Source organism: Methylobacterium sp. E-041 (assembly GCF_022829665.1).
GTDB lineage: Bacteria > Pseudomonadota > Alphaproteobacteria > Rhizobiales > Beijerinckiaceae > Methylobacterium.
Window position 1 is genome coordinate 104,954 of record NZ_JAKSYQ010000088.1, and the last position, 11,204, is coordinate 116,157.

General features: G+C 73.2%; 10 protein-coding genes. 7 read left to right on the forward strand and 3 right to left on the reverse strand.

The window, feature by feature from the left end; all coding sequences use genetic code 11:
- The first annotated feature begins 122 nt into the window (after positions 1 to 122).
- The 6 genes from bchI to MKK70_RS08860 are packed head-to-tail and all read left to right on the forward strand — an operon-like array spanning position 123 to position 7,009.
- Positions 123 to 1,133 carry a magnesium chelatase ATPase subunit I gene (bchI, locus tag MKK70_RS08835; protein ID WP_243933293.1) on the forward strand — a complete coding sequence of 337 codons (1,011 nt, stop codon included), beginning with the start codon at positions 123 to 125 and terminating at the stop codon, positions 1,131 to 1,133.
- Complete coding sequence (locus MKK70_RS08840) at positions 1,130 to 3,262, forward strand: VWA domain-containing protein (protein WP_243946983.1); 2,133 nt, start codon at positions 1,130 to 1,132, stop codon at positions 3,260 to 3,262. Before bchI ends, MKK70_RS08840 begins: the two co-directional genes overlap by 4 nt.
- Positions 3,263 to 3,319: 57 nt before the next feature.
- Positions 3,320 to 4,267, forward strand: coding sequence for an alpha/beta fold hydrolase BchO (gene bchO / locus MKK70_RS08845; protein WP_243946985.1), 948 nt, complete (start codon positions 3,320 to 3,322; stop codon positions 4,265 to 4,267).
- Positions 4,268 to 4,276: 9 nt separating this feature from the next.
- Positions 4,277 to 5,803: a phytoene desaturase gene (locus MKK70_RS08850; RefSeq protein ID WP_147729376.1), complete on the forward strand. Its 1,527-nt coding sequence runs from the start codon at positions 4,277 to 4,279 to the stop codon at positions 5,801 to 5,803.
- Complete coding sequence (locus MKK70_RS08855) at positions 5,784 to 6,872, forward strand: phytoene/squalene synthase family protein (protein WP_147860308.1); 1,089 nt, start codon at positions 5,784 to 5,786, stop codon at positions 6,870 to 6,872. Before MKK70_RS08850 ends, MKK70_RS08855 begins: the two co-directional genes overlap by 20 nt.
- Positions 6,869 to 7,009, forward strand: coding sequence for a hypothetical protein (locus MKK70_RS08860; protein ID WP_187274966.1), 141 nt, complete (start codon positions 6,869 to 6,871; stop codon positions 7,007 to 7,009). Before MKK70_RS08855 ends, MKK70_RS08860 begins: the two co-directional genes overlap by 4 nt.
- A 96-nt stretch (positions 7,010 to 7,105) precedes the next feature.
- On the opposite strand, the gene truB is transcribed toward MKK70_RS08860, so the two are convergent.
- The 3 genes from truB to infB all read right to left on the reverse strand — a co-directional run bounded on the left by truB (position 7,106) and on the right by infB (position 10,937).
- Positions 7,106 to 8,137, reverse strand: a complete 1,032-nt coding sequence (gene truB, locus MKK70_RS08865; RefSeq protein ID WP_147728626.1) for a tRNA pseudouridine(55) synthase TruB — start codon at positions 8,135 to 8,137, stop codon at positions 7,106 to 7,108.
- Between the two features lie 121 nt (positions 8,138 to 8,258).
- Positions 8,259 to 8,693 carry a 30S ribosome-binding factor RbfA gene (gene rbfA / locus MKK70_RS08870; protein WP_147728627.1) on the reverse strand — a complete coding sequence of 145 codons (435 nt, stop codon included), beginning with the start codon at positions 8,691 to 8,693 and terminating at the stop codon, positions 8,259 to 8,261.
- 114 nt (positions 8,694 to 8,807) lie between these two features.
- Positions 8,808 to 10,937, reverse strand: coding sequence for a translation initiation factor IF-2 (infB, locus tag MKK70_RS08875; protein ID WP_243946987.1), 2,130 nt, complete (start codon positions 10,935 to 10,937; stop codon positions 8,808 to 8,810).
- Positions 10,938 to 10,996: 59 nt separating this feature from the next.
- On the opposite strand from infB, the gene MKK70_RS30830 reads away from it, so the two are divergent.
- A partial coding sequence (locus tag MKK70_RS30830) for a MipA/OmpV family protein (protein ID WP_243946989.1) occupies positions 10,997 to 11,204 on the forward strand: 208 nt, incomplete at its 3' end.

Here is an 11,204-nt window from a genome sequence, read left to right on the forward strand (position 1 = left end):
TGCCCGTGCGTTTCGAAGGCCAGGGTGCCATTCTCGATCGCGCCGATCGCGCCGATCGCGCCGCACCTCCCCAGCCACGGATCGGCGTGACAACCTCTTCGCAATCGCGAGTGCCCCAGCGCGTGACCACCTTCCCCTTCACCGCCATCGTCGCCCAGGACGAGATGCGTCGGGCGCTGCTGATCGCGGCGGTCGATCCGTCGGTGGGGGGCGTGCTGGTGTTCGGGGATCGCGGCACCGGCAAGTCCACCGCGATCCGGGCGCTGGCCGGTCTGCTGCCGCGGATGCGCGCGGTCGTCGGCTGCCCCTATGCCTGCGATCCGGCCGCACCCGCCGAATCGTGCCCGCATTGCCGTGGCCAGGCGGAGCGCAAGAGCGCGCTCGTGCCGGTGCCGGTGGTCGACCTGCCGCTCGGAGCCACCGAGGACCGGGTGGTCGGCGCGCTCGACCTGCAGCGGGCGCTGGCGCTCGGCGAGAAGGCGTTCGAGCCTGGGCTGCTGGCGCGGGCCAACCGCGGCTTCCTGTACATCGACGAGGTTAACCTGCTGGAGGACCACCTCGTCGACCTGCTGCTCGACGTGGCGGCCTCCGGGGTCAACACCGTCGAGCGCGAGGGCCTGTCGATCCGCCACCCGGCGCGCTTCGTGCTCGTCGGCTCCGGCAACCCGGAGGAGGGCGAGCTGCGGCCGCAGCTCCTCGACCGGTTCGGCCTCGCCGTCGAGGTGGCGACGCCCACCGACATCGCGACCCGCATCGACGTGGTCCGCCGCCGCGACGCCTACGAGCGCGATCCGGAAGCGTTCTGCGCCACCTACGCCAAGGCCGAGCGGGCGCAGGCCAAGCAGATCACGCTCGCCCGCGAACGGCTGAGTGCCGTGACGATCCCCGACGCGGTGCTGGAGGCCTGCGCGAGGCTCTGCGTGGCGCTCGGCACCGACGGCCTGCGCGGCGAGCTCACCCTGATGCGCACCGCCCGCGCGCTGGCGGCGCTCGACGGCGCGGACGACGTGACGATCGACCATGTCCGCCGGATCGCGCCGGCGGCGCTGCGCCATCGCCTGCGCCGCAACCCGCTCGACGAGGCCGGCTCCACCGCCCGCGTGGCGCGGGCGGTCGCCGACGTGCTGGCGTGACGCTCGCGCCCGGCGAGGGCCGCTGGGCCGAGGCGCTCCGCGCCGCTTCGCTGCTGGCGGCCGATCCGCAGGCCTGCGTCGGCATCCGCCTGCGCGCCGGGCCGGGCCCGGTCCGCGAGGCGTGGCTGCGGCACCTGACGGACCGCCTCGCGCCCGGCACCCCCGTCCGGCGCTGCCCGCCCGGCATCGGCGACGACCGCCTGCTCGGCGGCCTCGACCTCGCCGCGACCCTGTCGGCCGGCCGCCCGGTGGCCCAGGCGGGCCTCCTGGCCGAGGCCGACGGCGGCCTCGTCGTCGTGCCGATGGCCGAGCGCCTGTCGCCCGGCACGGCGGCTCGTCTCGCCGCGGCGCTCGACACCGGCACGATCACGGTCGCGCGCGACGGTTTCTGCGAGACGCGGCCCGCCCGCTTCGGCCTGGTGCTGCTCGACGAGGGGCTCGACGACGAGGCGCCGCCGAGCGCGCTCACCGAGCGCCTCGCCTTCGACGTGGATCTGCGCGCCTTCGGGCTGCGGGAGATCGAGGATGCTCCGCCCGGGCATGACGCGGCGGACCTTCGGGGGTTGCGACGGGCGCGTTCCGCAGAACGCCATTCTTCTGGAACGGCTTTCGCATCCGCCCACCCCGAACGGCGATCGCAGGAACCGCTTTTCCCTCCCCCCTCTGCGGGGGAGGGTGGCCCGCGAAGCGGGTCGGGAGAGGGGAGCGACGCTTCCGGACAGCGCGCTCCCCTCTCCCGACCCTCGCTCACGCGAGGCCCACCCTCCCCCGCACCCAAGTCGGGCCTGCCCGACTTGGGCACACAGGGTGCGGATCTCGGGCAGGCCCGAGATCCGTCGGGGGGAGGGAAGGCGCGCGGGCTCTTCGGCAGGGAAGAGGAGGTGGGGAGAGGCGCGACCGCTCCCGACCGCTCCCGACCCACGCCTGAACCGGACGACGCGTCCGACGCCATCCCTGCGCTTTGCGCCGCCGCGGATGCCCTCGGCGTGACGTCCCTGCGCGGGCCGTTGCTCGCCGTGCGGATCGCCCGGCTGATCGCCGCCCGCGACGGACGGGATGGGCTCGCGGAACGAGATCTCGTCGAGGCAGCAGCCCTCGTGCTCGGCCCGCGGGCGACGCGGATGCCGGTTCCCGAGCAACCCGCCGAAGCCTCCGAACCGCCCCCCGACGATCGCGGATCGCCGCAGGAGGAGAACCCGCCGGAGCCCGACGGGGACGCGGCGGGCTCGGAGCAGCAGGCCGAATCGCCGAATCTCGACGACGTCGTGCTCGCGGCGGCACGCGCGGCGATCCCGCCAGGCATGCTCGCGGCGTTGGCCGCCGGGCAGGCGCCGGCGCGCGGCGGCAAGGCGGGCAGGGCCGGGGCCGCCGCCTCCGCCGCGCGGCAGGGCCGGCCGATCGGCACGCGCCCCGGCGACCCGCGCCGCGGGCGCCTGGCGCTGCTGGCGACCCTGCGCGCCGCCGCCCCGTGGCAGGCCCTCCGGCGATCCGAGGCCGAAGCGGGCGACGCCCGGGCGATCCTGGTGCGGCCGGAGGATTTTCGGATCACGCGCTTTCGCCAGCGGACCGAGAGCACGACGATCTTCGCGGTCGACGCCTCCGGCTCGGCGGCGATCGAGCGGCTCGCCGAGGCGAAGGGGGCGGTCGAGCTGCTGCTGGCCGAGGCCTATGTCCGCCGCGACCGGGTGGCGCTCGTCGCCTTCCGCGGCCGGGCGGCCGAGCTCGTGCTGCCGCCGACCCGCTCGCTGGTGCGGGCCAAGCGCGAGCTCGCCGAGCTGCCCGGCGGCGGCGGCACGCCGCTGGCCGCGGGGCTCGATGCGGCGGCCGACGTGGCGCTCGCCGTCCGCCGCGGCGGCGGCACCCCGGTCGTCGTGCTGCTCACCGACGGGCGCGCCAACGTCGACCGCGCCGGCGCACCGGGCCGGCCGCGCGCCGCCGAGGACGCGCTCGCCGCGGCCCGGCGCTTCCGCGCGGCGGCGTTCTCCGCGATCCTGATCGACACCGCGCCGCGCCCGCAGGATTCGGCGCGCGCCCTGGCCGAGGCGATGGGCGCCCGCTATCTCCCGTTGCCGCAGGCCGACGCCCGCAAGCTCAGCGCCGCGGTGCGGGCGGCGGGCGCGGCGGCGTGACGGCTCGCATCGGCAGGTCCTTCAGGAAACCAGGTCCTTCAGGAAACCATGACACGCATGTCCGAGGACCGCCCGGACTGGGAGCGCGACGGGCGCGACTGGCCGCATCGCGACGCCAGCCGCTTCGTCGAGGCTTCCGGCCTGCGCTGGCACGTGCAGGCGATGGGGCCGGCCGACGCCCCCGTGCTGCTCCTCGTCCACGGGACGGGCGCGGCGACGCATTCCTGGCGCGGGCTGATGCCGGCCTTGGCCGGGCGCTTCCGCGTGATCGCGCCGGACCTGCCCGGCCACGGCTTCACCGATCCGCTGCCGGCCGGCCGCCTGTCGCTTCCCGGCATGGCGTCCGCCCTGGCCGACCTGACGACGCAGCTCGACGTGAGGCCGGTCGTGGCGGTCGGCCATTCGGCGGGCGCCGCGATCCTGGCCCGGACCTGCCTCGACGCGCGGCTATCGCCGAGGCTGCTGGTGGCGCTGAACGGCGCCCTCAAGCCGTTCCCAGGTCTTGCCTCGATCCTGTTCCCAAGCATGGCGCGGATGCTGTTCCTCAATCGGATGACGCCGAAGATCTTCGCCTGGACGGCGGACCGCGCCGCGGTGCAGCGGCTGATCCAGGGCACCGGCTCGCGCATCGACCCCGTCGGGCTCGACCTCTATCGCCGCCTGTTCCGGAAGCCCGCCCACGTCGCCGGAGCGCTCGGCATGATGGCGAACTGGAACCTCGACGCCCTTGACCGCGCGCTGCCGCGGCTCGGCGTCCGCACGCTGCTCGTCGTCGGCTCCGACGACAAGGCGATCGCGCCCGACACCGCCTTCGCGGTGCGCGACCGCCTGCCCGATGCCCGCGTCGAGCTGATGCGCGGCCTCGGCCACCTCGCGCACGAGGAAGCGCCCGAGCGCGTCACTGCGGCGATCCTCGCGGAGTTCGACGCCCTGACCGCAGCCGAGGCGCCGCGGTCCGCCCGAGCCTCAGAAAGGCCCTTGCCTGAGGTCGGCAATCGACCTTAGTGTCAAACCATGTTGACACTCGATGCGTCGGTACCGTTGACACATGCGGATCGCCGGCCCCACGCCGTCGTCGTGGGCAGCGGTTTCGGCGGGCTCGCCGCCGCGATCCGCCTCGGTGCCCGCGGCTACCGGGTCACGGTGCTGGAACGGCTCGACAAGCCGGGCGGGCGGGCCCGCGTCCACCGGCAGGACGGCTTCACCTTCGACGCCGGCCCGACCATCGTTACCGCGCCGTTCCTGTTCGAGGAACTGTGGACGCTGTGCGGGCGGCGCATGGCGGACGACGTCACCCTGGTGCCGATGCGGCCCTACTACCGCATCCGGTTCGACGACGGCGCCACCTTCGACTATTCCGGCGACCTGGCCGCCATGCGGGCGGAGGTCGCCAAGTTCTCGCCCGCCGACGTCGCCGGCTACGAGCGCTTCATGGCGCAGAGCGAGGCCATCTTCCGCGTCGGCTTCGAAGAGCTCGGCCACGTGCCCTTCGGCCGCATCCGGGACATGCTGCGGATCGCGCCGGACCTCGTGCGGCTCGGCGGCCACCGCAGCGTCTACGACGTGGTGGCGAAGTACATCCGCGACGAGCGCCTGCGGACCATCTTCAGCTTCCACCCGCTGCTGATCGGCGGCAGCCCGTTCCGGGCGAGCGCGATCTACTGCCTGATCGCCCATCTCGAGCGGCGCTGGGGCGTGCACTTCGCCATGGGCGGCACCGGCCGCCTCGTCAACGGCCTCGTCGGCCTGATCGCGGGGCAGGGGGGCGCCCTGCACTGCGACGCGGAGGTCGCCGAGATCACCGTCGCCCGCGGCGCGGCCACCGGCGTGCGCCTGGCCGACGGCACGACGATCGCCGCCGACATCGTCGTCTCGAACGCCGATTCCGCCCACACCTACCGCAATCTGATCCCGGCATCCGCCAGACGGCGCTGGACCGATCGCAAGGTCGACAAGGCCCATTCCTCCATGGGCCTGTTCGTCTGGTACTTCGGAACGAAGCGGAAATATCCGGACGTCGCCCACCACACCATCCTGATGGGGCCGCGCTACCGCGCGCTGATCGACGACATCTTCCGCAGGAAGCACCTCGCCGACGACTTCTCGCTCTATCTCCACCGGCCGACCGAGACCGACCCGATGCTGGCGCCGCCGGGATGCGACGCGTTCTACGTGCTCTCGCCGGTGCCGAACCTCGCCGGCGGCCAGGATTGGGCGGCGCTCGCCGAGCCCTACCGCCGGCTCATCGAGGCGTCCCTTGAGGCGACCGTGCTGCCGGGCCTCTCGGCCGAGCTCGTCACCTCGAAGGTGACGACGCCGCAGGATTTCCGCGACGATTTCCTGAGCTTCCGCGGCTCCGGCTTCGGGCTGGAGCCGGTGCTGACGCAGTCGGCGTGGTTCCGTCCGCACAACGCCTCGGAAGACGTGCGCAACCTGTTCCTCGTCGGCGCCGGAACCCATCCCGGCGCCGGCCTGCCCGGCGTCCTGTCCACGGCCCGCGTCCTCGATACGGTGGTTCCCGATGCGCGCGTCTTCGCCTGAGTCGCTTCCGGCCGCGTTCCTGGCCGCCCTGCGCCCGGCCTCGTCGCACGCGTCGGAGGCCGACCACGCCGCCTGCCGCGCCGCGATCCGGGCGGGGTCGCGCAGCTTCTACGCCGCCGCACACCTGCTGCCGCCGCGCGTCCGGCGCGCGGCTTACGGGCTCTACGCCTTCTGCCGGTTGTCGGACGATCTCGTCGACGACGCGGAGGCCGGCGCGGCGCCCGGGGCGGTGCTTCGGCTCGATGCGCGGCTCGCGCGCATCCATGCCGGCCACCCCGCCGACCATGCCGCCGACCGGGCGCTCGCCGACGTCGTCGCCGACCACGCGATCCCGCAGGCGCTGCCGGCGGCGTTGCTCGAAGGCCTCGCCTGGGACTCCGAAGGGCGGCGCTACGCGACCTTGAGCGCGCTCTGCGCCTACGCCGCCCGCGTCGCGGCCTCCGTCGGCGCGACGATGACGCTGATCATGGGCGTGCGCGATGCCGACGTGCTGGCGCGGGCCTGCGACCTCGGCGTGGCGATGCAGCTCACCAACATCGCCCGCGACGTCGGCGAGGATGCGCGGGCCGGCCGCCTCTACCTGCCGCTCGACTGGCTCGATGAGGCCGGCATCGATCCGGACGCGTTCCTGGCCGAGCCGGTCGCGACGGACGCGCTGCGCGACGTGGTCGCCCGGCTGCTCGCCGCCGCGGACGTGCTCTACGCCCGCTCGGAGGCCGGCATCGGCGGCCTGCCGCTCGCCTGCCGTCCGGCGATTCGGGCCGCGCGCCTGATCTATGCCGAGATCGGTACGGAGATCGTCCGGAACGGGTTCGACAGCGTCACCCGGCGCGCCCGCGTCGGGGCGGGGCGAAAGCTGCAGCTGCTCGCCCGCGCCGCGCTGCCGCTCGGTGGCGGCACCGAGCGCGACGCGCCGAGCCTGCCCGAGACCGCCTACCTCATCGAGGCCGTGCCGACGCGCACGCCCTTGGCCCGCCCCTGGTGGGACATCCCGGGCCAGGCGGTGCGGGTGCTCGAGATGATTGAGGCGTTGCGCGAGCGTGAGGCGACGGGGCGCGAGCCGGCGTGAGCGACCCGCTCTTCGCCGCCTTCGACATCGGGCTGGTCTTCGCGCTCGCCCTCGGGCTGGCGATCTGGCAGCTCGTCGCGCTCAGGCGCGGCATCCGGCGGGACCGCGCGGCGGCGAAGGTGGACCGCGGAGAGTAGCATCACCGACGGTTATTCCATCCGCGCTTTCCCTCCCCCCTCTGCGGGGGGAGGGAAGAGGCGCAAACCACACCGCCCCGGTTCACGCCATCGACGTCAGGATGCCCGGCCGGCGGCCGTTCCGCCGAGGTGGAACACCCGGTGGGGCACCAGCTCGCCGCGCTCGACGTCGCCCACCGCGACGAGGATGCCGCCGCAGGTCGCGAAGATCTTGCCCTCGACCGGCGCGTCGCGGCCGCGCAGGATCACCGACTGGCCGCGCATCAGGCGCATCGCCATGTCGCGCGAGACCGAGACGGAGGGGATCGCGTCGAGAGCGGTCTCGACCGGCATCAGGTGGGCGAGGCTGCCCTCGGGCCCGGCGGCGTCAAGCCCGGCGACGTTGCAGGAATCGGCCTCCGCGAACGGCCCGACCCGGGTGCGGCGCAGAGCCGAGACGTGGCCGCGGCAGCCGAGCATGCGCCCGAGGTCGCGCGCGAGCGCCCGCACGTAGGTGCCCTTGCCGCACTCGGCCTCGATCACCGTGCGGTCGGTCTCGTGCTCGACCACCGCGAGGCGATCGATCTGGACGGGACGCGCCACCAGCTCGACCACCTCGCCGTCGCGGGCGAGGTCGTAGGCGCGCTCGCCCTGGATCTTGATCGCCGAGTAGCGCGGCGGCACCTGCTCGATCGCGCCGACGAAGCTCGGCAGGGCGGCCTCGACCGCCGCGCGGGTCGGGCGGTCCTCGCTCGTCGCCACCGGGCGGCCCTCGGCGTCGTCGGTGTCGGTCTCGATGCCCCAGCTCACGGTGAAGCGGTAGGCCTTGCGGCCGTCCATCACGAAGGGGACGGTCTTGGTGGCCTCGCCGAGCGCGATCGGCAGGATCCCGGATGCCAGCGGATCGAGGGTGCCGGCATGCCCCGCCTTCTTGGCGTTGAAGGCGCGCTTCACCACCGCGACCGCGTGCGTCGAGGTCATGCCGACGCCCTTGTCGAGGATGACCCAGCCCGACACGTCGCGCTTCTTCGGCCGGTCGGGCCGCGGACCGCCGCGGGACGGGCGACGGCCCTCCTCGCTGCGGCGCTCGCCCGAAGACGGCATCTCGGGCGCGGAGACCGGATGCTCGGAGGTCGGGACGTCGTTCATGGAAACCTCGGTCGGCATCATGCTTTTTTACGTCAATCGGCGAAACGGAATCTGGATCGGTGCGCGCCCGCCTGCCGGTGCCGCGCCGCGATGGCGTCTTCGATCGGGTCGGGGCCGACCCTCACGGGCGCCCCCCGCCGACCTCCGCGTCGTCCTCGTCCGGCACTCCCTTGTCGAGGTCGCGCTGGACGCGCTCGTTGCGCAGCAGCGCGTCGATCCGCGCGGCCTCGTCGAACGTGTCGTCGCGCAGGAAGCGCAGCTCGGGGGCGAATTTGAGGTTCACCCGCCGGGCCACCTCCTGCCGGAGCGCCTTGCGGTTGCGCTCGAGCGCGGCGATCACCGGCGCCTCGTCCATGCCGCCGAGCGGCATCACGTAGGCGGTGGCGAGCTTGAGGTCGGGCGACATCCGAACTTCCGGCACGGTCACCACGTGGGTGCCGAGGACCGGATCCTGGATGTCGCCGCGCTGGAGCACCTCGGCCAGCGCGTGGCGCACGAGCTCGGCGACGCGCTGCTGGCGCTGGGTGGGGCCGTTCGGGTTGGGTTTCTGAGCCATTGTCTTCTGCGGTCCGGCACCGGGTCGTCGAGCAGACGAGGCAGGACTGGAGTACGAAAAAAGACGGCCGCGGCAGGAGCCGCGGCCGCCGTGTCGATGCGCTGTCGAACGCGATCAGAGCGTGCGGCGGATCTCTTCGACCCGGTAGCACTCGATGGTGTCGCCGGCGCGCATGTTCTCGAAGTTCTCGAACGCCATGCCGCAATCCTGGCCCGACGTGACTTCCTTCACGTCGTCCTTGAAGCGCTTCAGGGTCGAGAGCTTGCCCTCGTGGATCACCACGCTGTCGCGGATCAGGCGGACATGGGCGCCGCGCTGGACCACGCCGTCGGAGACGCGGCAACCGGCGACCTTGCCGACCTTCGAGACCTCGAAGATCTCCTGGATGAAGGCTTCGCCCAGGCGCTCCTCGCGGAGCGTCGGAGGCAGCATGCCCGACAGGGTCGCTTTGATGTCGTCCACGAGGTCGTAGATGATGTTGTAGTAGCGGATCTCGACGTCGTTGCGCTCGGCGAGCTCCCGCGCTTCCTTGTGGGCGCGGATGTTGAAGCCGATCACCACCGCCTTCGAGGCGGTCGCGAGGGTCACGTCCGACTCGGTGATGCCGCCGACGCCGGCGAGCAGGATCCGGGCCGAGACCTCGTCGTTGCCGAGCTTCTCCAACGCGCCCGAGATCGCCTCGACCGAGCCCTGCACGTCGCCCTTGATGATGACGGGCAGCTCCTTGCGGCCGGCGCCTTCCTTCAGGTCGCGCATCATGTCGACGAGCGAGCGATTGGCGCCGCCGGTGCGGGCGTTCTGGCGCTCGCGCTTCGTCCGGGCACGATACTCCGTGACCTCGCGGGCGCGGGCCTCGCTCGGCACCACGATCACGCGGTCGCCGGCATCCGGCGTGCCGTTGAAGCCGAGGACCTCCACCGGGACCGACGGTCCCGCGTACTGGATGTTCTCGCCCTGGTCGTCGATGAGCGCGCGGACGCGGCCCCATTCGGCCCCGGCGACGACGATGTCGCCGGTGAACAGGGTGCCGCGCTGCACCAGCACGGTCGCGACGGGGCCGCGGCCGCGATCGAGCTTGGCCTCGATGACCGTGCCCTCGCCGTCGCGCTTCTCGTTGGCGCGCAGGTTCATGATCTCGGCCTGCAGCTGCAGGCCCTCGAGCAGATCGGGCAGGCCGTCGCCGGTCTTGGCCGAAACCTCGAACTCCAGCGTCTCGCCGCCCATCGACTCGACCTGGATGTCGTGCTGGAGCAGCTCGGTGCGGACCCGCTGCGGGTTCGCCTCGGGCTTGTCGATCTTGTTGATCGCCAGGATCAGCGGAACGCCCGCCGCCTTGGCGTGCTGGATCGCCTCGATCGTCTGGGGCATCACGCCGTCGTCGGCCGCCACCACGAGCACGACGATGTCCGTCACCTTGGCGCCGCGGGCGCGCATGGAGGTGAAGGCCGCGTGGCCGGGGGTGTCGATGAAGGTGATCATGTCGCCCGACGGCGACGCGACCTGATAGGCGCCGATGTGCTGGGTGATGCCGCCGGCCTCGCCCTCGACCACGTTCTCCTTGCGGATCGCGTCGAGGAGCGACGTCTTGCCGTGGTCGACGTGGCCCATGATCGTGACGACCGGGGGACGGGGATCGAGATCCTCGTCGAGATCCGGCTCGTCGGAGGTCAGGCCCTCTTCCACGTCCGACTCGGCGACGCGGCGCACGGTGTGGCCCATCTCCTCGGCGATGAGCTGCGCCGAATCCGAGTCGATCACGTCGGTGATCTTGTGGATCTCGCCCTGCTTCATCAGCAGGCGGATCACGTCGACCGCCCGCTCCGACATGCGGTTGGCGAGCTCCTGGATCGTGATCGTCTCCGGGATCGTCACCTCACGCGACAGCTTCTCCTTCTGCTCGACCTGCCGGCTTCCGCTCATGCGCTGCTGGCGACGGCGGAAGGAGGCGATCGAGCGGGTGCGCTCGTCCTCGCCGGACGTCGCGGTCGCGATGGTCAGGCGGCCGCGGTTGCGGTCGCCGCCGGGCTGCTTGGGCGTCTTCGGCGGCGTGATGATCTTCAGCGGCATGCCGGGACGGCGGATGACGCGCTTGGTCTCGCTCTCGTCCTCGTTCGCCGCCGGGCGGCCGGCCGGACGCGCAGCGGTTCCTGCGGGCCGTGCCGCGGTGGTCGGGCTCGCGCTCTTCTCGGGCTCGGGCGCCGGGGCGGGGCGCGCCATGAAGTTCAGGTTCTGCGGCTTGCGCACGTCCGCGGTGATGGTCTTGCGCGGCTCGGCCGGGGTCGGACGCGCGGTCAGCGGCGGCCGTGCGGCGGCAGGCGCAGGACGCGCGGCCCCGGTGGCGGGACGCGCCGCCTGCGGAGCGGCAGGCGTCCCAGGACGCGACCTGGGCCTATACCGGCTACGCCGGCTACTCGCGCATCCTCGGCTCCTCCGGCGACAGCCCGCTGGTGCGGCGCCCGTTCGGCAACCCGGACCAGTTCCTGTTCGGCCTGAAGGTCGACTACTCCTTCG